Genomic DNA, 25,987 nt, shown 5'->3' with positions numbered 1-25,987 from the left:
GTACATGAAAGCCAAGTACGTGGCGCGGAAGGCGGCTCATTGGAGTCTGCCGGTTGCGCTGACCGGCATGTCGCTGGGGTGGACCGTCTACGCCGTGGGGGAGATCCTCTCCCGCCAGGCGCCCGCACCGCTCGCTTACACCGTGGCCGGGATCTACGACGCGGTGTGGCTGTACGCGCTGGCCATGGAGACCGCGCACCGCCGCCAGGGCTCGAAGGGAACCCTGCCCGCAGTTCTCGGCTGGGTGTTCCTCGTGACCTCGGTCGGCGTGCTCTTCACCCACGGCCTGATGTACGCCACCCCGGCCGTCGCGGTCATCGGTGCGGTGGTCCCGGCCGCCGCGAAGGCCACGCTCATCATGGCCGTGGAACGGGAGTCCACCCGGATCTCCTCCGGAGCGCAGCAGCAGATCGACGCGGTCCGCAGCGCGACCCGGGACCAGGTCGCTATCGGCCGGGCCGTCACCCGCGCCAAGGTCGATCGGCACAAGACCGCGGCCGTGCTGGAACGCGAGGAGCGCAAGGCACGGGGGACGGCGCAGAAGGTACGCCACGAGGCAGCCGAGGAACTCGCGCAGCTCACCGCCGAACACCCCGTCGATGACGACGTGCCGGAAGTCCCGGCGCTGTTCTCGGACGACGACCTGGCGCAGGTGTTGGGGCAGTGGTCGGGTGAGGGTGTGTCCCCGGGTGTGTCCCCCGTGTCCCCGCAGGTCGGTGCCGTGTCCCCGATCGGCGAACTGACCGGCCCGCAGGGTCCGGGACACGCCCCGGTCGACCTGTCCGGGCTCGCCGAAGTGGCGGCCGTGGCCGGTGTCGCTACGCCGGCGCCGGGCGAGCCGCTGAGCGAGGAGCAGCTCACGGTCGTGCTGCGGTGGCTGCGTCACTCGGAAAACCCGCCGCTGTCCTACCGCAAGGCCCTGGCCGCCTACCGCGCGGCGGGCTTCTCGGCAAAGGAGGAGCGGGTGCGCAAGGCGTACGCCGCGCTGATCGACGCGGAGGACGCACAGCCGTAAACGAGCCTCCGGCACACATCAATGAGGACCAGCCCAGTGGAGGTGGGCTGGCCCTCGTTGCGACTGCCGGAAGCAGTCGACCGCACCAGTGAAGCAGACCCGGTGAGCCACGGCGAGCGGCACTCTCGCAGACCCGGCGCGCAGACCCGGCAAGCGGCACCACCCACCTCTGACCGAGACGCAGGAGCCGAGATCGTGACCACACAGAGCGCCCCCGCCGCCGACAACATCCCGCAGGCGCAGGGCACGCACCACTGGATCCTCACCCTGGAGAAGCCGGGCCGGTTCTCGATGACGCAGGAGGGCACCTTCACGCCCCCGCCCGGCAGCACCCGCCAGGACGTCTACCACTTCATCTACCAGGCCGTCACCGAGCAGGACGCCAACCTCCGCAGCGCCTCGGTCGGCTACTTCGAGCTGGCACCGAACCAGCTCTGACCCGTGCTTTCCGCACCGCAAAGGCCCGGACGCGCGCTCTGGACGGCAGAGCGTCCGGGCCTTCGCTCTACTCCGCAAAGGAGTGCTCACAGCATGACGGAACTCAGCACCGAGCCGGTAGCCGTCGAGGCTGCCCCGACCACTCCATCCCCGCCGCCCGAGACCGCGCCCGCCCCGGCGCAGGGCAGCAAGGAGGTGGAGCACACGCCCGGCGGCTGGCCGGTCGTCCCGCTCGCCCTGTCCGGGGCGAACAGCACCATCGGCGCAGTCGCCGCCGCCTCCCTGGCAGGCGGGCCGATCGCCGCGGCCGTCGCAGCAACCGGGCTGGTCGTTCTCGGCACGGTCGCCGCCACCCGCGCCCGCATCCCCAACTCCCGCCGCGCCGCCCGCCGGAACGCGGCCCGCACCGCCGGCCGTACCGCGGCCCGCAGCACGGGCCAGCGCCACGGCAGCACCGGCGGAACGAGCCGGACCGGGTCCACCAGCTCCCGCGCCAGTCGCGCACGTGGCGGGTCGGGCAGCGCGCCCGGTCGGCACCGCCGCGGCAGCAGCCAGGCTGCCGGACACAACAGCACCGGCACCGCCGCGGGTGGGAAGACCCGGACCACGACCAACCGCAGCGCTGCCCCGCGTGCGGGCGGTGGCGCGAACGGCAAGGCAGCGGGCCGGATCCGGCAGATACGGGCGCTACGCGCCGCGCAGCAGCAGGCAGCCGGCTCGCGCGCCGGGCGGCGCGCGCAGACCACCGCGGCACGCCGCGCGGTCGCCGACGCCCGCCGCACCACCAACACCCCCGCCAGCAAATCTCGCTCGGGCAAGCGGCCCGGTCTGACCGGCCGCCTGACGGGCAGCACGGCCCGTAAGGCCCGAGCCGCACGGGATGCGGCCGTCACCAAGCAGCGCGCGAAACGCGACGCCAAGAACCGCGGGACGGTTGACGCGCAGCGTGCCCAGATCCGCAAGGCCCCTGCTCGCAAGGCCGCGCGTCGGGCGTTGCGCAGGTCCGCGGCCCGGTTCCACCGGCGGCGCTTGCTCGCCGCCCTGCTCGCCCTGCCGACCGGCCTGCTCGGGATGCTCACCACCCCGATCGGCCGGAAGTTCGACATCCCGGCCCTGATGTATCCCGGCCGCCGCCTCTACTGGCGGATGACCCGGGCAGCGGCCGAGCAGCGTGCGGAGCGCGACGAAGCCATCCGCCAGCACCTGCGGGAGCAGGAGGACGCCGCCGACGCGCAGGCCGACCACGACGGCACAGAGGGCATCGCGGACCGTGTCGAGCGGCCCGCCGCCAGGGTCCCCGCCCAAACCCCCGCCCCCAGCACGGTCCAGGTCAGTGGAGGAGAGCACGTGACCGGTTTCCGGTTCGAAGAGGCCGCTTCCGAGATGGAGGAGGCCGCCAACGCCTACCAGCCCGACGACTGCATGGAGATCCTCGCCATGGTCGAAGGGCTCCCGGCCGCCCTGGCCAGCGTGGCCAACGTGATGAAAATCCTCGCGGAGCGCTCCGACAACGAGTTCCCGCTGGAGAAGGAAGTCGCCAACGGCTTCAGCGACATCTACGGCGCGCTGATGAGCGCCGTCGCGGTCGCCGAGGACATGGGCCCGCTGTTCCGGAAGGTCCACGCGCAGGACATCGCCCGCCACGAAGACCCCCGTAACGGCACCGAGGCAGAGAAGGGCTGGAACGTCTGAGATGAGCAGCACCGCCACCGCCAAGAAGCAGCAGAGCAGTGGCCCGGTGCTGGACTGGGCGGCCGGTCACGGACCCGTGACCGGCGCCCTGTCCGCGACCACCGGAGCCTTCGCCGTCGCCACCACAGGCGCCGCCACCGCCATGCCCCCCGGATGGGCGCTCGCCGTCGGCGCCGCCGGAGCCCTCGGCCACACCGTCATCGGCCTGCGCGTGCGCAACGCCGGCCGCACCCTGGCCACCCGCGCCGCATCCTGGCTCGTGGGCGCCGGATGGACCACCTGGGCCATGACCCACGGCCCCCTCACCTGGGCAGCCCTCGGCTCCCTGGCCACCCTCGGCGTCGGCATCGGCGCCGCCGCCCACTCCAGCGCACTGTTCGAGGAAGCCCGCGAAGACGAGGCGATCGCCGCGCAGGAGCGGCAGATCGCTGCGGAACTCTCCGCGGAGCGCCGGGCCATCGCCGCGGAATGGGTCGACCGCATCCAGCGGGTGTGCTCGCTGACCGTGCGCGTCCTCGGGGTGGAGATGTGGCCCACCGGGACGGGCTTTTCCATCGACGCGGAACTCCCGCCCGGCGGCGCCACCTACGCCAAAATCGCCTCCGAGTCGGCCCGCCTGTCCGCGGACGCCCGCCTCCCCCACGGCTGCACCGCCGTCGCCACGCCGGGCATCCACCAGGGCCGGGTCATCATCGACGTGACCACGGTCAACGTCCTGGAGGAAGAGCGCACCTACCCCACCGACTACGCCCCGCTGTCCGTGCACACGGGCATCCCGTGGGGCTACCGGACCAACGCGGAGAACATCCTCGCCTACCTGCGCGAACAGTGCGCACTGGTCGTCGGCCCCACCGGATCGGGCAAGACCAACATGGTCCACGCGATCCTGGCCGGCTTCGCCCGCGCAGAGGACGTCCTGACGTGGGTGATCGACCTGAACGCCGGGTCGGCCGGTCTGCCCTGGGTCCTGCCCGCGCTCAACGGGGAGATCGGCGCCGGGGACGGCAAGCCGGTACGGCCGGGCGTCGACTGGCTTGCCGGGACGTTCGATGAGGCCGTGCTGATGCTGGAGACCGCCGTCAGGGTCGCCAAGCAGCGCAAGATGGGCTATCAGGACCTGCTGTCCAAGGCCAACACTGACCTTCTGCCGATCAGTGCGCAGATTCCGCAGATCATGCTGGTGATTGATGAGGGTGCGGAGATCCTGGCCAGCCCGGACCGGCAGATGCGCAAGCTCGCGGAGAAGATCCTCGAAGTCATCCGGATCGCCCGCGCCATGGGCCTGCGCACCGTCTTGACCGCGTTGGGGGCGACCGGCAGTGTGCTGGGCAACCTGATGATCCGCCGGGAAGCCAAGGTCCGCGTCGCGCTCACCGGGGGTGAGACCGAGGGCATGGACCTGAGCAAGATGTTCCCCGGCACCCGCGGGCTGCGCGTCGACCAGGCCCCCTACAAGGGCGCCGGGTTCATGGCCACCCCGGAATCGGCGGCCGGGCTGTTCAAGACGTGGCGGATCCTGCCCAACCAGATCCGCGACATCATCGCCGCCACCTCCGACCGGCACCCCGTCATGGACGACATCTCGGCGAAGGCCGCCGGATCCGCCTACGCCCGACGGTGGGACGCGGAGCGCACCGCATGGATGCGCGACCACGCCCCCACCGACAACAGCACGGCTGTGGAGTACGGGCCCGCGTCGGGACTGGCACTGTCTGCCCTGGACAGCCGCGGGGCCGCGCGGGTCTCGCCGGAAGACGAGATGCTGGCCCGCTTCCGCGCGGAGATCGACGCACAGTTCGCGACCGCACCCGACCCGCACACCGCGACCGAGCAGCCCTCGCCGCCGGGGCTGAATCTGTCGGCGCTGCGGGGCGAGCAGGACAGTCCCGCGCAACAGGCCGCGCTCGCCCTGCTGCTCGCCGCCGGCACCGAGGGCACCGGTGCGTCCGCGATCGCCCGCGCGCTCGCGGAGGAGTACGGCACGACCCGTCAGACGGTCGTCGGCTGGCTCAAGGCATGGGTGAGCGACGGCACCGCCGTCCGCGTCGGGGAGGGCACCAAAGCCCGCTACGTCCACCACCGCCACGCCCCCGGATAACCCCCCGAGCAGTGATCACTTGTCGCCTGTGGCCCCGCCGAAAACACATGCCGCCACCGCCGCCCCAGGGGCGCGAAAACGGCTTGTGACCTGGGAGGCGACAAGCGACAAGACAAGACAAGCGACAAGCCGCACGACAAGCACAGACGACAAGCAACGCGACAAGCCACCACGCGGGCAGCACCCGGCAAGAGGGTGCTGCCCGCCCTGTTTCCGGGAGACCACTCGTGATCGTTTCCCTGTCCGCCGTCGCCCTCTTCGGGGTGCTGGCCATCGTCCTGCTGCGCGGCCGCTACCTCGGACCGTTCAGCGCGCTCGTGCTCTTCCTGTTCGGGTTCTTCACCGCCGGAACCGGCGCCGCCGGACCCGTCCGCGCCATGTGCCTCGCGCTCGCCGAGGCCGCCCGCCACCTCACCTGACCCTGCCGGGAGATCCCGTCATGCCCGAGTACGACCACAGTGCGGCCTGGCAGCCGCGGATGACCGACGCCGAAGCCACCGCGGAAGCCCGCCGGGTCATCGCCGACGCCTACCGGCCCACCCCCCAAATGCCGGCCTTCTACCGCGACACCAGCCCCCTGCCCGCCTACGGCCCTACCCCGCCCGTCCCGCAGCCGGACCACCGGATCGTCCCGGCCTGGGCCGCGGGCACCGCCGTGGCCGGCATCGGCGTCGGCGCCACCTGCGTGGGGATCGGGTGCGGGATCTGGCTCGCCTGCCAGGGCTTCGCCGCGGTCACCCTTACCTCGGTTCTGTTCGTCACCCTGCCCATCGCCGGCGTGGCCGCGGTCGTCGCCGCCGTCGGATCGGCCCTGCGCTCCCTGCGGGGTGTCCGTACGGAAACCCACCACCACTACGCCGGGCCCGTGCGGCAGGAGACCAACACGATCACCGCGCCCGCGTACGGGTTGATCGCCCGCAACCGCAACGAACTGCACCGCTGACCTCGATCCGCATCGAAGGTGAGGCCTGCATGACCAGCCGCAACGCCAAGCGGCAGTTAGCCGGGGACATGTTCCCCGGCATGCCCTCCCTGCTCCCCAAGAAGCCACCTAAGGCAGACGCCGACCCCGAGGCCATGACCTTGGACGACGCCATAGCTCGCTCCCACGCCATCCTCGATCGGGTGCTGGCCGCTTTCCCTGTGGTCGCCACGATCGGGCTGTTCTCTGGCGGCAACGACTCCGTCATCGTCAACCACCTGTTCCGCCACCGCGTGGGCGCGATCGCCCACGTCAACACCGGAACCGGCATTCCCGAGACCACCCAGCACGTCCGCGACGTGGTCACCGCCTGGGGCCTGCCCCTGCATGAGCTGCACCCCCGGCACTCTTACCGGGATCTCGTGCTCGGCAAGGTGCTGTCCACGCGAGGCAAGAACATCGGCCGGCAGGTATGGAAGGACTTCCCTGGCCCGGCCGGGCACTCTGTGATGTACCGCAGGTTGAAGGATGAGCCGCTGCAACGGCTGCGTGGGCAGATCATCGGCCGCCACGGACGCACCCGCAATGTCGTCTACCTGGGCGGCATGCGGTGGGCCGAGACAGACCGGCGGTTCCGCAACGCCGAAGAGGTCGACCGCGAAGGCGCCCTGATCTGGGTCTCTCCGATCGTGCACTGGACCGATGCCCACATGCGCGAATACCGCGCCCGCCACCGGTGCACACTCCCGCACCAGCACGCCGACCACATGCTGTGCACCCCGAACGCGCTGCCGCTGAACGAAGTCACCGTTCATCTGCACATGTCCGGGGAGTGCCTGTGCGGGGCGTTCGCCAAGCCCGGCGAACTCGATGAGATCGAGTTCTTCTACCCCCACGCCACCAAGCCCCTGCGGGAGTTGGAGCAGGAGGCCGAGGCTGCCGGACTGCCCGCCTGCAAGTGGGGGCAGCGTCCGCCCGGCGAGCGCACCCGACGCCGCCCGGCCGGCCGGTTGTGCGCCAAGTGCACCGTCCTCGACGGACAAGCCGATCTGCTCGCCGAATGGCGCGACACCGGCCTGATCACTCCCAACCAGTACGCCACGTTCGCCCGCCCGGCAGAAGCCGCCTAACCCCTGACTCAGGAGACAGCATGTCGTTTGGAGAAACCCCCATCACCCTGGTCGGCAACCTGACCGACGACCCCGAGCTGAAGTTCACCGAAGGCGGCGCCGCCCTCGCCAAGTTCACCATCGCCGTCACCCCGCGCAGCTTCGACCGCACGTCGAACCAGTGGAAGGACGGCACCACCGCCTTCTACCGCTGCGCCGCCTGGCGCACCCTCGCCGAACACGTCGCCGAATCCATGAGCAAGGGCTCGCGGGTCGTGGCCACCGGCCGGATGCGCCAGCACGACTGGACCACCGACCAGAACGAGAAGCGGTCCATGCTCGCCGTCGAAATCGACGACATCGGCGCGTCCGTCCGCTTCACCACCGTCACCGTCAACGCCAAGCGCGCCAACAGCGCCGCCCCGGCCGGCGACCCGTGGAACACCCCGGGCAGCACCGCCGCCGCGGACGCCGAACCGCCGTTCTAGCCGTGCCCGGGGCGGTCGCCCGATCTCGCCAAAGACACGCGACCGCCCCGGCCAACCAGTCCACAACAGACCTGTTGGAGGAATCCAGCATGACCCAACCCGCCGCCATCCCGCGAGCAGACGACCGGAGCACGGGCCAGCCGGTGACCGTGGCCCTGGAAAGCCTGCACCTGCTGGCCGCCGCGCTGCTGTGCGCAGAGCGCGGCTGGCCCGTCATCCCCCTGCACCCGGGCGCCAAACGGCCGTCGGGCCACCCGGAACGCGACTGCCCGCGCACCGGCCGGTGTGCGGGCGGGCACCGCACACCGGAGCAGCGTGCCACCACCGACCCCGACCTGATCCACACCGCGTGGGCCAACCACCCGTACAACGTGGGGATCGCGACCGGCCCGGCCGGTCTGCTCGTCGTCGACCTGGACGTGCCGAAACCGGAAGAGCAGGAAGGAGCGCCTGACGGCGCCACTTCTTTCAACGCGCTCTGCGAGCGCGCCAGCGAGCCCTTCCCGCTCACCTACCGGGTGCGGACTCCCAGCGGGGGCCAACACCTGTACTTCACCGCCCCGCCCGGCGCCCGGCTGAAGTGCACGGTGAAGAAGCTCGGTCCCCACATCGACACCCGGGCCTGGGGCGGCTACGTCGTCGCCGCAGGCAGCACTACCCCCCAGGGCACCTACGAAGTCGCCGAAGCGGCCGAGGTGGCGCCGCTGCCCGAATGGCTGGGCACCCAGCTCACCGAACCCGCGAAACCGGCGCAGCCGCCCGCCCTGACCCGGGTGTGGGACGGCACGAAGGCCGCCCGTACCGCGCTGGAACGCGAATGCGCGGTCGTGGCTGCGGCTGGCAAGGGCGGGCCCGGCGGGCGCAACAACACGCTGTACCGCAGTGCCTGCAAGGTGGCCCGGTTCGTGGCCTGGGGACACATCCCCCGGCACACGGTCGAAGAGGCAATCCAGGCGGCGGGGGAGTCGACGGGCCTGTCGGCTGCCGAGTGCCGCACGACGATCCGCAGCGCCATGGAATGGATCACCGCCCACGCCACCCCACGGGACGCCGCATGACCACCTCACACTCCCCCCACCTGGATTGCCTGCCCCTGCCCCCGTACGGGCCGCAGGACGCCCCGCCCGCGTACGGCGGCATCGTGGGCGGCCGAGAGAAGGTCGCCCGAAGGGCGTCCTTTCAGCTCTTCCTCTCGGCTCACCGCACCCTGTGCCCGTCCCGTCACTTCGAAGGGAGGAACGCCGCATGACCAAGCCCAACGCCCCCATCGACGGCGCCGCGCTACTGGATGAGGTGGAAGCCTTCCACCGCCGCTTCAACGTCTTCCCCACCGAACACGCCTACGTCGCTGTCACCTTGTGGGACGCGCACGCCCACCTGATCGACGCCTACGACGGCACCGCCCGCCTCGCCTTCCTCTCCCCGGAACCCGGATCGGGCAAGTCCCGCGCCCTGGAGATCGTGGAGACCCTCACCCCGCGCGCGGCCACCACCGTCAACGCGTCCGCCAACGCCCTGTTCCGCCTCGTGGAAGCCGACGGCGGAACGCCCACCCTGCTCTTCGATGAGATCGACACCGTGTTCGGCCCCAAGGCCGGCGGCAACGAGGAAGTCCGCGGGTTCCTCAACTCCGGCTACCGGCGCGGCGCCAAGTCCCTGCGCTGCGTCGGGGACGGCTCCAACCAGAGCACGGAGTGGTTCTCCTCGTTCTGTGCGGTCGCGATGGCCGGACTCGGCTCGCTCCCGGACACGATCCTGACCCGCTCCGTCATCATCCGCATGCGCAAGAAAGCCCCGAACGAGAAGGTCGAACCGTACCGTCGGCGCGTCCACGAGAAGCAGGGGCACGCGCTGCGGGACCGGCTCGCGGACTGGGCCACCACCGTGCACGACGAGATCGCAGGCGCCTGGCCCGAGATGCCCGAGGGCGTCTCCGACCGGCCCGCGGACGTGTGGGAACCCCTGCTCGCGGTGGCGGATGCGGCCGGCGGGCACTGGCCCGACCGGGCCCGCGCCGCCTGCGTCGCGCTCATCAAGGCCGCCACGCAGGGAGACGAAGCGTCCCTCGGGGTACGCCTGCTGACCGACTTGCGTGACCGGGTGTTTTGCGGTGCCGACCGGATGCCCACGGCCGCCATCCTCGAAGTCCTGCTCGCGCTGGACGACGCTCCGTGGGCCGACCTGAGCGAGGACGGACAGAGCGTCAAGCCGCTCACCGCGCGCGCCCTGTCCAAGCTCCTGAGCCAGTACGTGCGCCCCGACAACACCCCCATCAAGCCCCGTGGCATCCGGGTCGGCAGCGGCACCCCCAAGGGCTACTACGCGGACGATCTCAGCGACGCGTGGATGCGCTACTGCCCCCCTCCCCCTGAGAAGTCCGCAACATCCGCAACGTCCGCAACATCGCAGGTCAACGGGGGTGAATCTGTGGCGGAAGTCCCTTCCGAGAGCCGCCACATGTTCGCGGAAACCGACACATGCACCCTCCGCAGCGTCGGCTGACCAGTCGCATACCGAAGCGCCGCCGCGTGCCCCGCGCGGCGGCACCTATCCGCAACAGAAACGGCATCCGCCACAGATTCGAGCCGCTGACCAGCAATGTTGCGGCGTGGCGGATGTTGCGGATCCCCAGAACCCAGAGCGCCCGAGGAGTACGCCCCGATGAGTACCCCCGCACTCGCCCACACCCAGTTGCTCTACACCCCGGAGGAAGCCGCCAAGGTTCTCCGCTTCGGCCGTTCCACCGTCTACGAGCTGATGGCCGCCGGCGAGCTCAAGTACGTCAAGCGCGGACGTTCCCGCCGCATCCGCTGGGACGTCCTTGAGGACTACGCGAACAGCCTCGAACTGCTCCCCAACTGAACCGGCCCACCCGCGAAGCCGTCCCGGACACCTGCTCCGGGGCGGCTTCCTGCATGGAGGAGTGCATGAGCACCCGCAATCGGAACTTGGAGTCGTCCATCTACAAGGGCAGCGACGGCTGGTGGCACGGACGCGTCACCATGGGCGTCAAAGACGACGGCAGTCCCGACCGGCGCCACCGTCGCGCCCGGACGGAAGCCGAAGTCAGGCGCAAGGTCCGCGAACTGGAAGACCAGCGTGACAAGGGACGCGCGCCCAAGGCCGGCCGCAAGCCGACCGTAGAGCAGTGGATGACCGCCTACCTCACCGACATCGCGTCCCTGAAGCTCAAGCCGCGTTCGCTGGACGACTACTGGTCCAAGACCAGGAACGACATCATCCCTGGCATCGGAAAACACCGGCTCGACAAGCTCCAGCCGGAGCATCTGGAGCGGATGTACCGCGTCATGCTCAACGAGGGACACGCCCCCTCGCACGTGCTCAAAGTGCACCGCATCCTGTCGCGCGCGCTGAAAATCGCCCACCGCCGCCGTCTGATCGTTGAGAACGTCGCCACCCTCGTGGATCCCCCGACGGTCGACGAGACCGAGGCGAACCCGTTCACGACTGAAGAGGCGAAGGCGTTCCTGGAAGCCGCCGCCAAGCGCCCCACGTTCATGCGATGGTGCGTCGGCGTCGGAATGGGCTTCCGGCAGGGTGAAACCCTTGGCTTGAGGTGGCCGTACGTCGACTTCGACAACGAGCTGTTCCGTCCTCAGTGGCAGCTTCAGCGCCTCACCTGGCGGCACGGCTGCAAGTCCCCCCACGCGTGCGGTGCCAAATTCCACCGGTTCGAGCCGTGCCCGGACGGCTGCACCACCCACAAGGGATACAAGCGCGGCTGCCCGAAGCCATGCCCGAAGGGCTGCACGAGGCACGCCCGCGCCTGCCCCGAGCGGAAGGACGGCGGCCTGGTCTTCACCCGGCCCAAGACCAAGAAGAGCAGGAACGCCGTACCGATTCCGCCGCCGTTCATCCCGTACCTGCGCGAGCACCAGGCACAGCAGGAGGAGGCTCGCGCCGAAGCAGGCGACGCGTGGGAGGAGCACAAGCTGGTCTTCAGCCGGCCGGACGGCCGCCCGCTCGATCCCCGACAGGACTGGGAGGAATTCAAGGAACTGTTGGCGGAAGCCGGAATCGACGACCGTCGCCTTTACGACGGCAGCCGCCACACCGCCGGCACCATCCTGAACGAACTCGGGGTCGACATGCCCACGATCATGGAGATCCTGCGGCATACCCAGATCAGTCAGACCCGGCGGTACGTGCAGGGTCGGTCACACCTCTCGAAGGATGCGATGCGTCGCATGGGGGACCACTTCATGCCCCGCCCGGCCAGCGCGGACCCCGCGCCGGAACCCCCAACTGAGACCAGAACTGAGACCGGCGGTAGCCGCGCGGCCCGCGCCCAGCGTCGCCGTCGCATCCGCTGAACGAGAAAACCCAGCTCAGACACCGTCTGAGCTGGGTTCCAGTGGAGCCGCTTTCGGGATTCGAACCCGAGACCTACGCATTACGAGTGCGTTGCTCTGGCCATCTGAGCTAAAGCGGCGCGCGCTGCCCGCACTATGGTGCGATCAGCAACGTCGGTAAGTCTACACAGTTTCCGTGGGTGCTCAGTACCCGCCCCGGGGCGGGTGGCTCCGGGGCGGGTTACAGGGGCTATGAGCAGCGCTTTCCGGCAGTCGGCGGGGTGCCCCGCAGGAGGTAGGTGTCGATCGCCGTGTCGATGCAGGCGCTGCCCCGGCCGTACGCCGTATGGCCATCGCCGTCGTAGGTCAGCAGGCGGGCCGAGGAGAGCTGGCCGGCCAGGGAACGGGCCCAGCGGTACGGTGTCGCCGGGTCGCGGACCGTGCCGACCACCACGATCGGCGCCGCCCCCTTGGCCTCGATGCGGTGCGCCTCACCCGTGGCCCGCACCGGCCAGTACGTGCAGTTCAGTGAGGCCCAGGCCAGCCCCGGGCCGAAGACCGGGGACGCCTTCTCGAACGCCGGCAGGTTCTTCTCCAGGTCCTCGGGCCCGCTGAAGGCCGGCGGCAGGTCCAGGCAGTTCACGGCGGCGTTGGCCATCATCAGGTTGCTGAAGTGACCGCTCGCGTCCCGCTCGTAGTAACTGTCGGAGAGGGCCAGCAGGCCGGCGCCGTCCTGCTCCTTCATCGCCGAGTTCAGCGCCGCGCGCAGTTCACCCCAGGATCCCTGGTCGTACATCGCCGCGATCACCCCGTTGGTGGCCAGCGCCTCTCCGAGCTCGCGGCCGTCCGCGTCGGCGGGCGGGACGGGATGGGCGTCCAGCCGGCGGAAGAACGCCTGGAGGTGGTCGCCGACCTGCGTGGGCGTCGTACCCTTCCCGCCGAGCGGGCAGTCGGTGTGCCGTACGCAGTCCTTCGCGAACGCCTGGAACGCCGTTTCGAACCCCGCCGCCTGGTCCAGGTTCAGCCTGAGTGCGTCCACGGACGGGTCCATCGCACCGTCCAGCACCATCCGGCCGACCCGCCCGGGGAACAGGCCTGCGTACGTCGCCCCGAGGAACGTGCCGTACGACGCCCCGACGTAGTTCAGTTTCCGGTCCCCGAGCACTGCGCGCAGGATGTCCATGTCCCGTGCCGCCTCCACGGTGGAGACGTGCCGCAGCAGTCGCGCCGAGTGGGTCCCGCAGCTCTCCGCGAACTTCCGGTACGCCGCGACCAGCGCGTCCCGCTCCCGCTGGTCGTCGGGCGTCTGGTCCGTCTGCGCGTACGCGTCCATCTGCCGCCCGTCGAGGCATTCGACGGGCTCGCTGCGGGCGACTCCCCGCGGGTCCATGGCCACAATGTCGTAGCGGGCGCGGACCTGTTCCGGGTAGCCGAGGCCCGCGTACTGCTGGAGGTAATCGATGGCCGAACCGCCCGGACCACCGGGGTTGACCAGCAGCGAGCCGAGCGGCTTGCCGTTGCCGGTGGCCTTCTTCCTGGCGACGGCCAGCCGGACGGTGCCCGCGCCGGGATCGGCGTAGTCCAGCGGGGCCCGCATCGTCGTGCACTGGAACCCGGCGACACCGCAGTCGCGCCAGCGCAGCCGCTGCTCGTAGTACGGCGTCAGCGCCGACGGCGTCGAACGCGGCAGCGCGGCGAGCGCCGCCTCCACCGTCCCGCCGGCCGATGTGGTCGGGCTTCCCGCGGAGCACGCGGACGCGAACAGTGCCGTGGCCGTGAGGAGGGTGGCTGCGAGACGGGCCGTCGTCCGGGTGCGGGGGCCCCCGGTCCGGCGGAAGCGGGGAGATCGCCTGGTGTGCATCTGGCGAGAGTAACGTTGCGGGATCGCTCGGGCGCGGTGAGTGGACATGGGTGCCTCCTACGAGGGACACGGCCACATCCTCGTCCCAGGTCCGGCCCGTCGCCACACGAGCCGGCCCGGCTCATCGCCACGGTTCCGGCCCTCGCCCGTCGTCGCCGCACGAGCCGACCCCGGCCCATGGCCCGATCCCGGCCCGTCGCCCGCTCCCGTCGCCCGTCGCCCGTCGCCCGTCACCCGTCACCCGTCACCCGTCGTCATACGAGCCGACCCGGGCCCATCGCGTTGTCGGGGGCCGGCGCGGGAAGGGTCAACCCGCTCTCAAAGCCATCGTCATCGCCTCCACCGCCAGGAGCGGTGCCACATTGCGGTCCAGGGCGTCCCGGCACGCGGAGACCGCCTCGATGCGGCGGAGTGTGGACTCAGGGGTGCTGCCGCGGGCCAGCCGGTCCAGGGCATCCCCCGCATCGGCGTTGGCGATCGCCACGCGCGTGCCCAGCTGCAGGGCGAGGACGTCACGGTAGAAGGCGGTGAGGTCGCCGAGGGCGACATCCAGGCTGTCGCGCTGCGTGCGGGTCTTGCGGCGTTTCTGCATGTCCTCCAGGTCCTTCATCACCCCCGCGGTGCCGCGCGGCATCCGGCCGCCCTGGCCGGCGCCGAGCGCCGTCCTCAGCTCCTCGGTCTCTCTGCCGTCCATTTCCTCGGCGAGCTGCTTGGCGTCCTCCGCGGCCGCGTCGACCAGCTCCTGCGCGGCCCTGAGGCAGGCGCCGACCTCGTCGAGGCGCAGCGGCAGCTTCAGGACGGCGGCCCGGCGTTCGCGGGCGGCCGGGTCGGTGGCCAGCCGGCGGGCCCGGTCGACGTGGCCCTGGGTGGCGCGCGCGACGGACGCGGCGACCTCGGGCTCGATGCCGTCGCGCCGTACGAGCATGTCGGCCACCGCCTCGACGGACGGCGTGCGCAGGTTCAGGTGGCGGCAGCGGGAGCGGATGGTCGGCAGGACGTCCTCGACGGAGGGCGCGCACAGCAGCCACACCGTGCGCGGGGCGGGCTCCTCGACGGCCTTGAGGACCGCGTTGGCCGACTTCTCGTTCAGCCGCTCGGCGTCCTCGACCAGGATGATCTGCCAGCGGCCGGTCGCCGGGGCGGTGAACGACTTGCGGACCGTGTCGCGCATGTCCTTGACCAGGATTTCGGAGCCGACCGCGGCGACCGTCGTGACGTCCGCGTGGGTGCCGAGCAGCGCGGTGTGGCAGCCGTCGCAGAAGCCGCAGCCGGGTGCGCCGCCGAGCGCGCGGTCGGGGCTCACGCACTGCAGTGCCGCGGCGAAGGCCCGCGCCGCCTGGTTGCGGCCCGCGCCGGGCGGCCCCGTGAACAGCCAGGCATGGGTCATCTTCGACGCCTCGGGCACCGGCTCGTCCGCCCTGACGGCCGTGACGAGGGCGTCGGCGTCCCGCGCGGCGGCGTCGAGCACCGCGCTCACCTTCTCCTGCCCGACGAGGTCGTCCCACACGGTCATGGGTCACGCCGCCCTTCCGTCACACTCCGCTTGCCGTCATCCATTGTGCGGGTGGCCACTGACAACGAAGCCCACGGTCCACGCGGCCCTGGCGGTGCCGAGGCCCACCGGCGGGGTCGGCTCTCGCGGTGCCGGCCCCGTCGGCGGGCCTCCTCGCGGCGTGCCGACCCTCGCCGGTGGCCCTTCGTCGCCGTGGCCCGGCAGTCCAGGCCGGAATCCGGTGGCCCGGCAGCCACGGCGGCCAACGTCGACAGGAGGCGCCCGCCGTGCGCGCCCACCGTGCCGCCCACCGGTGCGCGCCCCCGATCCGGGCGGCGACGGCGGCCCGGCGTCGGCCTGCGCGCGCAGATGGAAGAAGGCGTCCACCGGCACCGGCCCTCGCCGGTACCCGTGGACGCCTCCCCTTCCGGAGAAACGGCTGCCGGTCAGCCGCGTCGGCCGCGGCCCCTGCGGCCCTGCTGCTCCTCGCCGCCACCCTGGTCGCCGCCCTGGTCGCCGCGCTCCGGCTCGTCGTACGAGCCCAGCAGTTCGTCGGCCAGCGTCGGCAGGTCGTCCAGCGGGGTCTCCTCGGCCCAGTCGGAGCGCGGGCGGCGGCGGGGCGTGCCGTCGGCGTCGACCTGGGGCATCTCACGGGTGCGCGGCTCGGAGCCGTCGGGGCCCGCGGCGGGCCGCTCGTCCCGGAAGTAGCCGGACGGCACCCGGTCCGCCGGATCACCGTCCCGTACCGGCGGCAGCACGGCCGTCTCGTCCGCCGCGCCCACAGGCACCCGCGGCGCCTCGGCCGTACCGCCGGCGGACACCTGCGGCAGCACGGCCGTCTCGTCCGCCGCGCCCGCAGGCACCCGCGGCAGCACCGCCGTCTCCTCCGCCGGTCCGGTGGCCACCGGCGGCTGCGGCAGTTCGGTGGTCACCTCGGGGTCCGGGTGGAAGCCCTCGGGGTCCGAACGGAAACCCTGCGCGTCGGGGGCGAAGCCGCCGCGCTCCTCGCGTACCGGCCGCAGCACCGTCGTGTCGTCCGTGCTCCGAGTGTTCCGCGGCTCCGTCGTCCGCCCGTCCGGGCGGTGCCCCGCAGCGCCCGGGGCCTGGGCGTCCGGCGACACCACCGGCGTCGCGACGGTCTCGTCGGCGCCCCGGGCCGCAGCCGGGGACACGACCGGTGTGGGCGCCGTGGCGGCGTCGGGAGCCACGCCAGGTGCCGACGGCCGGGGCGCGCTGGGCCTGCGGGCGGCCGCGTCGGCCGCCGCCGCGGCCTCGGCCGCCTGCCGACGGGCCTCCTCGGCGCGCAGCAGCGCTTCTTCCGCCTTGCGCTGCGCCTCCAGGCGCCGGGCGTCCTCCTCCGCACGCAACCGGGCCTGCCGGGCCTCTTCCTCCGCGCGCAACCGGGCCTGCCGGGCTTCCTCCTCGGCTCGCAGCCGAGCTTCCTCCTCGGCCTGCCTGCGCCGCCGCTCCTCCTCGGCCTTGCGGCGGGCCTCCTCCTCGGCGCGCGCCTTCTCCTCGGCGAGCAGCCGCTGCCGCTCCTCCTCCGCACGCCTGGCCGCTTCCTCGGCCCGCAGCCGGGCCTCCTCCGCCTGCCGTTCGGCCTCGCGCCGCTGCGCCTCCTCCAGCTCGCGCCGCTTGCGCTCCTCCTCTTCGGCGCGCAGCTTGGCGAGCTGCTCCTGGCGTTCGCGTTCCAGGCGCTCCTCCTCGGCCTTGCGGGCGGCCTCTTCCTCGGCCTTGCGGCGGGCCTCCTCCTCGGCCTTGCGCCGGGCCTCCTCCTGAGCCTTGATCTCGGCCTCGGACAGCGGCAGCACGGTGTCCAGGCGGTGCCGGATCACGGTGGTGACGGACTCGGGTTCCTGCCCCGCGTCCACGACCAGGTAGCGGCCGGGGTCGGAGGCCGCCAGCGTGAGGAAACCGGACCGCACGCGCGTGTGGAACTCCGCCGGCTCCGACTCCAGCCGGTCCGGCGCCTCGGTGAACCGCTCGCGGGCGGTCTCCGGGGAGACGTCCAGCAGGACGGTGAGGTGCGGGACGAGCCCGTCGGTGGCCCAGCGGTTGATGCGGGCGATCTCGGTCGGGGACAGGTCGCGGCCGGCCCCCTGGTAGGCGACGGAGGAGTCGATGTAGCGGTCGGAGATGACCACCGCGCCGCGCTCCAGGGCGGGGCGTACGACCGTGTCGACGTGTTCCGCGCGGTCGGCGGCGTACAGCAGCGCCTCCGCGCGGTGCGACAGGCCCGCCGAGGACACGTCCAGCAGGATCGAGCGCAGCCGCTTGCCGACCGGGGTGGCCCCCGGCTCGCGGGTGAGCACGACCTCGTGGCCCTTGGCGCGGATCCACTCGGCGAGGGCCTCGGCCTGGGTGGACTTGCCGGCGCCGTCACCGCCCTCCAGGGCGATGAAGAAGCCGTTCGCCGCCGGGGCGGTCACCGGGTCGTCGCCGCCGAGCAGCGCGTCCTTGAGGTCCTGGCGCAGCGGCACACCGGAGCGGTCGTCGACCTTGGCGAGCACCAGCGCGGCCACCGGCAGCAGCAGCGCACCGACCAGCATCAGCGTGAAGGCGGCGCCGCCGTGCGCGAAGACGAACTTGCCGTTCTCCAGCCGGTGCGGGCCGATCAGCGCCGCGACCAGGGGCGCGATCAGGGCGCCGAGCGCTATGAAGACGCGCACCACGGCGTGCAGGTGCTCGGTGGTGCGCGCCCGGCGGTATTCCTCGGTCTCCTGGTCGAGCAGGGTGTGCCCGGTGTTGGCGGCCACGCCCGCGGCGGCACCGGCCAGGGTGACGATCAGCAGGACCGTGGTGACGTCCGGGACCAGGCCGGCGGCCAGCAGAGCGATGCCGGTGACGGCGATGGCCAGGGCGAGCAGGCGGCGGCGGGAGAGCGAGGGCAGCAGCCCGGGGGCGGTGCGGATGCCGATGGCGACTCCGCCGGTCAGGCCGAGCACCAGCAGGCCGTAGAGCACCGGGCCGCCGCCCAGGTCCTTGGCGTGCAGCACACACACCGCGACGGCAGCCGCGATCGCCCCGGCGACCCCGGCACAGGCCGGGACCAGCAGCGGGATGACGCCCGTGCGGCCCTTGTCGACGCCGGCGCCGGTGCGCGGGCGGCGCAGGCCCTCCAGCGGGGACCGGGGGCGCGGGGTGCGGGTGTCGGGCAGTTCCAGGAACGTCAGCACGGACAGGGCGCCGGCGAACAGCCCCGCCGCCACGTACGACGCGAGGGCCGCCTGGTGCTGGTCGAACCAGGCGATGCCGGTGCCCAGCAGATTGTTCAGCAGGGCGGCGACGACCAGAGCGGCGGCGGCCAGCGGGACCGCGAGGAAGCCGGTGCGCAGCGTGAGGCGGCGCAGGGCGTCCATGTGGTCCGGCAGCGGCCGTACGGTCGCGCCCTCCGGCGGCGGGCCGGGCAGCAGGGCGGGGGCGGCGCTCTCCCGGCACACGCTCCACAGCCGCTCGGCGACGCCGGTGACGAAGGCGGTGACCAGCAGGACGGCGAGGGCGTCGCCCGGGGTCCAGTCGATCCACAGGGGCGCGACGATCAGCAGCGCGGCGCGCACGCCGTCGGCACCGACCATGGTCCACCGGCGGTCGAGCGGGCCCTCCTGGGCGGTGAGCGAGGTCAGCGGGCCGAGGAGAACGGCGCCGAAGAGCAGCGTGGCGAGGATGCGCGCGCCGAAGACCGTCGCCACTGCGAACGCCACGCCTCGGTAGCCACCGCCGAAAGCCCCCTCGGCTACCGCCGCCTGGAGGACCAGGACGACCAGCACGAGGAGGGACAGGGCGTCGCCGACACCACTCACCAGCTGCGCGCTCCACAAGCGCCTCAGCTGCGGTCGGCGCAGCAGAGAACGCACGGCGCGCTCGCGGGAGTCCGCCACCAGGGCGTCGTCCGGGGCTGTGGGGTGGGCCGTTGGCTGCTCGGCTCGCGTCATGCGTTCAGCCTATCCGCAGGCGCTGACACCACACCTCACCCGTCTGGCATGCGCAAGCCCCGACATCAAAGTGATGCCGGGGCGTGCGCCTCGCGCAGCGGGAGCGCGAACCGACGGGGTCAGTCCTCCGTGCCGGAAGCCGCCGTCTTCGAAGCCGTCGCCTTCTTCGCGGTGGTCTTCGTGGCGGTCGCCTTCTTCGCCGCGGCCGTGGTCTTCTTCGCGGCCGTCTTCTTGGCGGCGGTCTTCTTCGCCGGGGCGGTCTTCTTGGCCGCCGCCTTCTTCGCGGTCTTCTTCGCCGGGCCCTTCGCGCGCTTCTCCGCGAGCAGCTCGAAACCACGCTCAGGAGTGATCGCCTCGACGCTGTCGCCGGAGCGGAGGGTGGCGTTCGTCTCGCCGTCGGTGACGTACGGGCCGAAGCGGCCGTCCTTGACCACGACCGGCTTGCCGGAGACGGGGTCCTCGCCCAGCTCCTTCAGCGGCGGCTTGGCGGCGGCCCGACCGCGCTGCTTGGGCTGGGCGTAGATCGCCAGCGCCTCCTCCAGCGTGATCGTGAAGAGCTGGTCCTCGGTCTGCAGCGAACGCGAGTCCGTGCCCTTCTTCAGATACGGGCCGTAGCGGCCGTTCTGTGCGGTGATCTCCTGGCCTTCGGCGTCGGTGCCGACGACGCGCGGCAGCGACATCAGCCTCAGTGCGTCGTCGAGCGTCACCGTGTCGAGCGCCATCGACTTGAAGAGGGAGGCGGTGCGCGGCTTGACCGCGTTCTTGCCGGTCTTCGGGGTGCCCTCGGGAAGCACCTCGGTGACGTACGGGCCGTAGCGGCCGTCCTTGGCGACGATCGTGTGACCCGTGGCCGGGTCGGTGCCCAGCTCGAAGTCGCCGCTGGGCTTGGCCAGCAGCTCCTCTGCCAGCTCGACGCTCAGCTCGTCGGGCGCCATGTCGTCCGGGATGTCGGCGCGCTGGTGCTGCTCGGTGTCCTTCTCGCCGCGCTCGATGTACGGGCCGTAGCGGCCGACACGGAGCACGATGTCGTTGCCCACCGGGAAGGAGGACACCTCGCGCGCGTCGATCGCGCCCAGGTCCGTCACCAGCTCCTTGAGGCCGCCGAGGTGGTCCCCGTCGCCGTTGCCGGCGTCGGCCGCGCCGCTCGTGGCACCCGCGGCGAAGCCGCTGTTCGGCACCGACTCGCCGAAGTAGAAGCGCTTCAGCCACGGCACGGCCTGCGCCTCACCGGCGGCGATGCGGTCGAGGTCGTCCTCCATCCTGGCGGTGAAGTCGTAGTCGACGAGCCGCCCGAAGTGCTTCTCCAGGAGGTTCACCACGGCGAAGGACAGGAAGGACGGCACCAGGGCCGTGCCCTTCTTGAACACGTAGCCGCGGTCGAGGATCGTGCCGATGATCGACGCGTACGTCGAGGGCCGGCCGATCTCGCGCTCTTCCAGCTCCTTGACCAGGGACGCCTCGGTGTAGCGGGCCGGAGGCTTGGTGGCGTGGCCGTCGACCGTGATCTCCTCGGCGGACAGCGCGTCGCCCTCGGAGACCTGCGGCAGCCGGCGCTCGCGGTCGTCCAGCTCGGCGTTCGGGTCGTCGGCACCCTCGACGTACGCCTTCAGGAAGCCGTGGAAGGTGATCGTCTTGCCCGAGGCGCTGAACTCGACGTCCCGGCCGTCGGCGGCGGTGCCACCGATCTTCACGGTCACGCTGTTACCGGTCGCATCCTTCATCTGCGAGGCGACGGTCCGCTTCCAGATCAGCTCGTAGAGCTTGAACTGGTCACCGGTCAGGCCGGTCTCCGCGGGCGTGCGGAAACGATCACCCGAGGGACGGATCGCCTCGTGCGCCTCCTGAGCGTTCTTCACCTTGGCGGCGTAGGTCCGCGGCTGCGGCGGCAGGTAGTCGGCGCCGTACAGCTGCGTGACCTGGGCGCGGGCCGCGGCGATCGCCGTCTCGCTCAGCGTCGTGGAGTCCGTACGCATGTACGTGATGTAGCCGTTCTCGTACAGCTTCTGCGCGACCTGCATGGTCGCCTTCGCGCCGAAGCCGAGCTTGCGGCTGGCCTCCTGCTGCAGCGTCGTCGTACGGAACGGGGCGTACGGCGAGCGGCGGTACGGCTTGGACTCGACGGAACGCACGGAGAAGCGGGTGTCCTCCAGGGCGGCGGCGAGGGCGCGGGCGGTCGCCTCGTCGAGGGGGAGGGTGTTCGCGCTCTTGAGTTGTCCCAGGGAGTCGAAGTCACGGCCCTGCGCGACCCGCCTGCCGTCGACGGTCTGGAGGCGGGCGACCAGCGACGACGGGTCCGACGAGTCCCCCGCGCGGCCGGTGGCGAAGGTGCCCGTCAGGTCCCAGTACTCAGCGGAACGAAACGCGATGCGCTCGCGTTCCCGCTCCACCACGAGTCGGGTGGCGACGGACTGCACGCGGCCGGCCGACAGCCGGGGCATGACCTTCTTCCACAGCACCGGGGAGACCTCGTAGCCGTAGAGGCGGTCGAGGATGCGGCGGGTCTCCTGGGCGTCGACCAGCTTCTGGTTGAGCTGGCGCGGGTTGGCGACGGCCTCGCGGATCGCGTCCTTGGTGATCTCGTGGAACACCATGCGCTTGACCGGGATCTTCGGCTTCAGGACCTCCTGGAGGTGCCAGGCGATCGCCTCGCCCTCCCGGTCCTCATCGGTGGCGAGGAACAGCTCGTCGGAGTCCTTCAACAGGTCCTTGAGCTTCTTGACCTGGGCCTTCTTGTCGGCGTTGACCACATAGATCGGCTGGAAGTCGTGTTCGACGTCCACACCGAGGCGGCGAACCTCGCCCGTGTACTTCTCCGGCACCTCCGCGGCGCCGTTGGGAAGGTCGCGGATGTGCCCGACACTCGCCTCGACGGTGTAGCCGGGGCCGAGATAGCCCTTGATCGTCTTCGCCTTGGCAGGCGACTCGACGATGACGAGTCGGCGACCGCCGTGTGCGGTCTCGCTGGTCGGGGACAACTTCGCTCTTCTCTCCGGTCGACGCTGGGGGCCTCCCCAGGCCATGGTCCCGGGGTCGCGGCGTACTGCTGGCTCGTGTGACGCTGCGGAGTGTGACGCTACATCCCGCCCCCGTGTCAAACGGGAAAAGCCCACAACGGCCACTCGAACGGTAACCCGACTACCGGCATTCCTGCCGCCCGGACTGCCCGCCCCGCCCTTCACCCCTGTCCGGAGCGTGGCGCTCCCCTTACTCCGCGGACACGGCGTCGCCGGTCTCAGAGCCGGGTCAGGCAGTACGCCCCGAGGGCCAGCGCGGCCGTTCCGGCGACGCCGGCGGCGGTGGCCGATGCGACCCTGCTCACACCGAGGGCTACCGGTTCCCGGCGCCTGAGACGCGTCCCGGTCCAGGTCAGCAGACCGGCCCCGAACAGGGCGAACACCACTCCCGCGAAGATCGCCGGTCCGCTCTCCACCGCCCGGCCACCCCTTCCCTGTCTCCGGCTGTGCCCAGCGCCCGGAGGGTGGCACGCACGGGAGACGGGCGGGCGACATCGGGGTGAACGGGAGGTCGACACGTAATCGAACTCACGCACGAACGGGCGGGCTCCGGATTCGTCGGCCATATTTTTCCGGCCGTTTTCGGGAAACGGGCCACGTCGGCCTCCGGCGGACGTCCACGACGGCATGGACGCCCGGCGTACGGGCACGGCACCCGACGGCACGCCTGGCCTCCGAGCCGCTCGATTCCGGCTACCGCGCCACGCCCGGCCCCGGCCTCCAGGCCCCGGCTCCCGGCTCCCGGCTCCCGGCTCCCGGCTCCCGGCTCCCGGCTCCCGGGCAACGACACCCGTGCCCTGCCACGCCCGCCGCGCCACGCCCGGACCGTGCCCCGGCCCACGCCCGCCCGGTGTGTGCGCTCAGGGTGCCGCCGAGGGTGCCCGCCGAGCGCACCGGCTCAGGCTCCGATTCAGCGCACGGACCCTGCGCACGGACCCTGCGCACGGACCCTGCGCACGGACCCAGCGCACGGACCCAGCGCACGGGCCGACGGGCACGGACCCGGCACACCGGACGGCCGACGGGCACGGACCCGGCACACCGGACGGACTCAGCACACGAGCCCGGCGCACGCGCCAAGGGCACGAACCGCACACGGGCCCAGCCCCCCGGGCTCAGCGCACCGGCTCCAGGAAGCCCTGTTCCACCAGCAGCCGGATCTGCGCGGGGGTGCGGTCGCGGAGCAGTACCGGGTCCTCGCCGACGAGCTGCGCGATGGCGTCCAGGATGCGGCCCGCGCTCAGCGTGCCGTCACACACGCCCGCGAACCCGGCACCGACCGTGTCCACCTTCGTGGCCCGGCGCATGCCGCGGTGCTGGCGCAGCACCACATGCTCCGGGTCCTCGGCTCCGGGCAGCCCGACCTGCTCCTGGACCACTTCGACGCCGAGCTTGAAGTGGCTGTCCAGCAGCGCCGCGTCGTCGTGCTCCCGGAGATAGTCGAGGCGGTCGAAGTGCGCCCGGATCGTCTCACCGAGCGGCTGCTCGACCGGGTGGGGCCACTCCTCCACGGTGACGACGGGCTCAGCGGACCCGGTCCGGCGCAGGGTGATCCAGCCGAAGCCGACCGCCTTCACCTTGCGCGCCTCGAACTCGTCGAGCCAGGCGTCGTACCGCGCCTGGTACTCCGCCGGGTCACCGCGGTGGTCACCGGCGTCCCTCAGCCACAGCTCGGCGTACTGCGTGACGTCCTGCACCTCGCGCTGCACGATCCAGGCATCGCACCCGCGCGGCACCCACGACCTGAGTCTGTCCTGCCAGTCCTCCCCCGCCACGTGCTGCCAGTTCGCGAGGAACTGTGCGAAACCGCCCTCGTTCAGCCGTTCCCCCGCCTGCTGAACGAGCGAGCGGCACAGATCGTCCCCGCCCATGCCACCGTCCCGGTACGTCAGCCGGGCACGCGGGGAGATCACGAACGGCGGGTTGGACACGATCAGGTCGAACGTCTCGTCGGCCCGGACCGGCTCGAACAGCGAACCCTCGCGCAGGTCGGCGGCGGGCGCGCCGGAGAGTGCCAGCGTGAGCGCCGTGATGTGCAGCGCGCGCGGGTTGAGATCGGTCGCCGTCACGCGTGTGGCGTGCTGGGCGGCGTGCAGCGCCTGGATACCGGAGCCGGTGCCGAGGTCGAGGGCGGAGGAGACGGGGGTGCGGACGGTGATGCCCGCGAGGGTCGTGGAGGCGCCGCCGACGCCCAGGACGACGCCCTCGTCACGCTGTCCGATGCCGCCGGCACCGCCGACCGCGCAGCCGAGGTCGGAGACGATGAACCAGTCCTCGCCGCCCGGACCGCCGTACGGCCGCACGTCCACGGTCGCGGCCACCTCGTCGCCGCCCACGCGCGCGAGCCAGCCGGCCGCCAGCGCCTCCTCGACCGGCAGAACGGACGCCACGCGCGCGTGGGGCACCGGTTGCTGGAGCAGGAACAGCCGTACGAGCGTCTCCAGCGGCGTGTCGCCGCGGGTGGCCCGGAGGGCGGGCACGGTCTCGCTGCGGGCCAGCGCCGCGTACGCGGCGGCGCCGAGCAGGTCGAGCAGCCCGTCGGCGGTGAAGGAGGCGGCCAGCAGCGCGTCCCTCAGGCGCGCGGCGGTGTCGGGCCGGTCGGAAGCGGGCAGGGGAGCGAGTCCGGAGTCAGTCACGACCCCATTGTGGCCCGGGGCGGCTGCCCGGGGCCGACTCCGCGCGAGCCCTTCACCGACGCCGATGCCGGCCGCTGCCGATGCCGCCGGCGCCGATGCCGATGCCGGCCAGTGCCGATGCCGACCGACGCCGATGCCGACCGGTACCGGCCCATGCCGGCCGATGTCAGCCGGAGGTCGCCTGCCCTGTGGGCTGTGCCGTCGCGGATGCGGCGACCTTGCAGCTGGTCGCCTCGCCCATCGCCTCCTTGACCTTGCCCTGCTCGAGCCGCTTCAGCGCCTGCGTGCCGTTGTCGCCCTGCTTGCCGACTTCCTTCGTCTGGCTGGCGACCTCCTTGAGGCCCTTGGCGAACTTGCCCTGATCCTTGGTGTCGAGCCCCTCGACCTTCTTCTTCAGGTCGGCGTACGACGTGGAGAGGCCGGCGAGGTTCTTGGCGGCGTCCTGCTGCAGCTTGGCGCCACCGTCGACGCCGGGCGGCGCTCCGGCACCGTCGAGGGCGTCCGCGAGCGACTTGTAGCCGTCGGCCAGGTTCTGGAAGGCCTCCACGTACGTCTTCTGCGCGCTCTTGGGCGGGAGGTTGCTGTCCGTGGCGATGGCCGCGATCGACGCGTTGGCCGTCCTGATCTTCGTGTTCTGCGCGGGCACCGCGTCGCACACCGTCTTGGCCCAGGACACCAGCTTGGGGTCGGGCCCCTTGTCACCGCTGCTGCTGCTGCATCCCGACAGCGTCGCCACCAGTACCGCACCGCCGGACAGCGCGGCCGCGAGCTTCTTGTTCACCGGATCGGTCCCTTCCATGGCTCTCGGCCCCCGGAATTTACACGGCCGACGGACCGCCTCTCCGTGCCGAGCGAGGCATCAGTAGGTTTTTGTGACCTTTTGCACCATGAGAGAGAAGGGTCACGACGTGGGTGATCACACACACGGGAGCGGGGGGGGGGGGGGCGGGGCGGCGGGGCGCGCCCCCCCCCCCCCA

19 protein-coding genes and 1 tRNA gene are annotated in these 25,987 nt (G+C 72.0%); 12 read left to right on the top strand and 8 right to left on the bottom strand.

Annotated elements, in window-relative coordinates:
* Positions 1-4: 4 nt before the first annotated feature.
* The 12 genes from AB0B40_RS23575 to AB0B40_RS23520 all read left to right on the top strand — a co-directional run bounded on the left by AB0B40_RS23575 (position 5) and on the right by AB0B40_RS23520 (position 12,096).
* Complete coding sequence (locus AB0B40_RS23575; RefSeq protein ID WP_362265395.1) at positions 5-1,015, top strand: hypothetical protein; 1,011 nt, start codon at positions 5-7, stop codon at positions 1,013-1,015.
* A 195-nt stretch (positions 1,016-1,210) separates the two neighbouring features.
* Complete coding sequence (locus AB0B40_RS23570; protein WP_362265393.1) at positions 1,211-1,453, top strand: hypothetical protein; 243 nt, start codon at positions 1,211-1,213, stop codon at positions 1,451-1,453.
* Positions 1,454-1,546: 93 nt separating this feature from the next.
* Positions 1,547-3,145, top strand: coding sequence for a hypothetical protein (locus AB0B40_RS23565; protein ID WP_362265391.1), 1,599 nt, complete (start codon positions 1,547-1,549; stop codon positions 3,143-3,145).
* Position 3,146: 1 nt separating this feature from the next.
* Positions 3,147-5,243: a hypothetical protein gene (locus AB0B40_RS23560; protein WP_362265389.1), complete on the top strand. Its 2,097-nt coding sequence runs from the start codon at positions 3,147-3,149 to the stop codon at positions 5,241-5,243.
* A gap of 227 nt (positions 5,244-5,470) precedes the next feature.
* Entirely contained in the window at positions 5,471-5,662 is a 192-nt protein-coding gene (locus AB0B40_RS23555; protein ID WP_362265388.1) for a hypothetical protein, read from the top strand.
* 20 nt (positions 5,663-5,682) lie between these two features.
* Positions 5,683-6,186 (top strand): hypothetical protein, encoded by a 504-nt coding sequence (locus AB0B40_RS23550; RefSeq protein WP_362265386.1) that lies wholly within the window; start codon positions 5,683-5,685, stop codon positions 6,184-6,186.
* A gap of 29 nt (positions 6,187-6,215) precedes the next feature.
* Positions 6,216-7,295, top strand: coding sequence for a phosphoadenosine phosphosulfate reductase family protein (locus AB0B40_RS23545; protein ID WP_362265384.1), 1,080 nt, complete (start codon positions 6,216-6,218; stop codon positions 7,293-7,295).
* 20 nt (positions 7,296-7,315) lie between these two features.
* Entirely contained in the window at positions 7,316-7,762 is a 447-nt protein-coding gene (gene ssb, locus AB0B40_RS23540) for a single-stranded DNA-binding protein (RefSeq protein ID WP_362265382.1), read from the top strand.
* Between the two features lie 89 nt (positions 7,763-7,851).
* Positions 7,852-8,820 carry a bifunctional DNA primase/polymerase gene (locus AB0B40_RS23535; protein ID WP_362265381.1) on the top strand — a complete coding sequence of 323 codons (969 nt, stop codon included), beginning with the start codon at positions 7,852-7,854 and terminating at the stop codon, positions 8,818-8,820.
* A gap of 187 nt (positions 8,821-9,007) precedes the next feature.
* A complete protein-coding gene (locus AB0B40_RS23530; protein WP_362265379.1) occupies positions 9,008-10,264 on the top strand; it encodes a DUF3631 domain-containing protein in 1,257 nt (418 codons plus the stop codon).
* A 159-nt stretch (positions 10,265-10,423) separates the two neighbouring features.
* Entirely contained in the window at positions 10,424-10,624 is a 201-nt protein-coding gene (locus tag AB0B40_RS23525; protein WP_362265377.1) for a helix-turn-helix domain-containing protein, read from the top strand.
* 65 nt (positions 10,625-10,689) lie between these two features.
* On the top strand, positions 10,690-12,096 hold the full coding sequence (locus AB0B40_RS23520; RefSeq protein WP_362265376.1) for a tyrosine-type recombinase/integrase: 1,407 nt from the start codon (positions 10,690-10,692) through the stop codon (positions 12,094-12,096).
* A 42-nt stretch (positions 12,097-12,138) separates the two neighbouring features.
* Here AB0B40_RS23520 and AB0B40_RS23515 read toward each other — a convergent pair.
* The 8 genes from AB0B40_RS23515 to AB0B40_RS23480 all read right to left on the bottom strand — a co-directional run bounded on the left by AB0B40_RS23515 (position 12,139) and on the right by AB0B40_RS23480 (position 25,809).
* Positions 12,139-12,215, bottom strand: a tRNA-Thr gene (locus AB0B40_RS23515).
* Between the two features lie 110 nt (positions 12,216-12,325).
* Positions 12,326-13,936, bottom strand: a complete 1,611-nt coding sequence (locus tag AB0B40_RS23510; protein WP_362265374.1) for an alpha/beta hydrolase — start codon at positions 13,934-13,936, stop codon at positions 12,326-12,328.
* Positions 13,937-14,243: 307 nt separating this feature from the next.
* The gene (locus tag AB0B40_RS23505) at positions 14,244-15,449 is read right to left on the bottom strand and encodes a DNA polymerase III subunit delta' (protein WP_345053392.1); all 1,206 of its coding nucleotides are present in this window, start codon (positions 15,447-15,449) and stop codon (positions 14,244-14,246) included.
* Positions 15,450-15,874: 425 nt separating this feature from the next.
* Positions 15,875-19,360, bottom strand: coding sequence for a dTMP kinase (gene tmk / locus AB0B40_RS23500; protein WP_362265372.1), 3,486 nt, complete (start codon positions 19,358-19,360; stop codon positions 15,875-15,877).
* 119 nt (positions 19,361-19,479) lie between these two features.
* Complete coding sequence (gene topA, locus AB0B40_RS23495) at positions 19,480-22,335, bottom strand: type I DNA topoisomerase (protein WP_362265370.1); 2,856 nt, start codon at positions 22,333-22,335, stop codon at positions 19,480-19,482.
* Between the two features lie 257 nt (positions 22,336-22,592).
* Positions 22,593-22,790: a hypothetical protein gene (locus AB0B40_RS23490; protein WP_345053386.1), complete on the bottom strand. Its 198-nt coding sequence runs from the start codon at positions 22,788-22,790 to the stop codon at positions 22,593-22,595.
* Positions 22,791-23,489: 699 nt separating this feature from the next.
* Positions 23,490-25,010 carry a class I SAM-dependent methyltransferase gene (locus AB0B40_RS23485; RefSeq protein ID WP_345053383.1) on the bottom strand — a complete coding sequence of 507 codons (1,521 nt, stop codon included), beginning with the start codon at positions 25,008-25,010 and terminating at the stop codon, positions 23,490-23,492.
* A gap of 166 nt (positions 25,011-25,176) precedes the next feature.
* Entirely contained in the window at positions 25,177-25,809 is a 633-nt protein-coding gene (locus AB0B40_RS23480; protein WP_362265367.1) for a small secreted protein, read from the bottom strand.
* Between the last annotated feature and the right edge of the window lie 178 nt (positions 25,810-25,987).

This window comes from Streptomyces sp. NPDC042638 (assembly GCF_040647235.1).
In the GTDB taxonomy this organism is placed as follows: domain Bacteria; phylum Actinomycetota; class Actinomycetes; order Streptomycetales; family Streptomycetaceae; genus Streptomyces; species Streptomyces rameus.
The sequence above is the reverse complement of the archived record's forward strand: the minus strand, read 5'-3'. Positions and strand labels throughout refer to the sequence as shown.

Bases quoted from the DNA above. Each gene is read 5' to 3' on its own strand.
- AB0B40_RS23575 (WP_362265395.1), top strand. From the start codon at position 5: ATGAAAGCCAAGTACGTGGCGCGGAAGGCGGCTCATTGGAGTCTGCCG.
- AB0B40_RS23565 (WP_362265391.1), top strand. From the start codon at position 1,547: ATGACGGAACTCAGCACCGAGCCGGTAGCCGTCGAGGCTGCCCCGACC.
- AB0B40_RS23560 (WP_362265389.1), top strand. From the start codon at position 3,147: ATGAGCAGCACCGCCACCGCCAAGAAGCAGCAGAGCAGTGGCCCGGTG.
- AB0B40_RS23550 (WP_362265386.1), top strand. From the start codon at position 5,683: ATGCCCGAGTACGACCACAGTGCGGCCTGGCAGCCGCGGATGACCGAC.
- AB0B40_RS23545 (WP_362265384.1), top strand. From the start codon at position 6,216: ATGACCAGCCGCAACGCCAAGCGGCAGTTAGCCGGGGACATGTTCCCC.
- ssb (WP_362265382.1), top strand. From the start codon at position 7,316: ATGTCGTTTGGAGAAACCCCCATCACCCTGGTCGGCAACCTGACCGAC.
- AB0B40_RS23535 (WP_362265381.1), top strand. From the start codon at position 7,852: ATGACCCAACCCGCCGCCATCCCGCGAGCAGACGACCGGAGCACGGGC.
- AB0B40_RS23530 (WP_362265379.1), top strand. From the start codon at position 9,008: ATGACCAAGCCCAACGCCCCCATCGACGGCGCCGCGCTACTGGATGAG.
- AB0B40_RS23525 (WP_362265377.1), top strand. From the start codon at position 10,424: ATGAGTACCCCCGCACTCGCCCACACCCAGTTGCTCTACACCCCGGAG.
- AB0B40_RS23520 (WP_362265376.1), top strand. From the start codon at position 10,690: ATGAGCACCCGCAATCGGAACTTGGAGTCGTCCATCTACAAGGGCAGC.
- AB0B40_RS23510 (WP_362265374.1), bottom strand. From the start codon at position 13,936: ATGCACACCAGGCGATCTCCCCGCTTCCGCCGGACCGGGGGCCCCCGC.
- AB0B40_RS23505 (WP_345053392.1), bottom strand. From the start codon at position 15,449: ATGACCGTGTGGGACGACCTCGTCGGGCAGGAGAAGGTGAGCGCGGTG.
- tmk (WP_362265372.1), bottom strand. From the start codon at position 19,360: ATGACGCGAGCCGAGCAGCCAACGGCCCACCCCACAGCCCCGGACGAC.
- AB0B40_RS23480 (WP_362265367.1), bottom strand. From the start codon at position 25,809: ATGGAAGGGACCGATCCGGTGAACAAGAAGCTCGCGGCCGCGCTGTCC.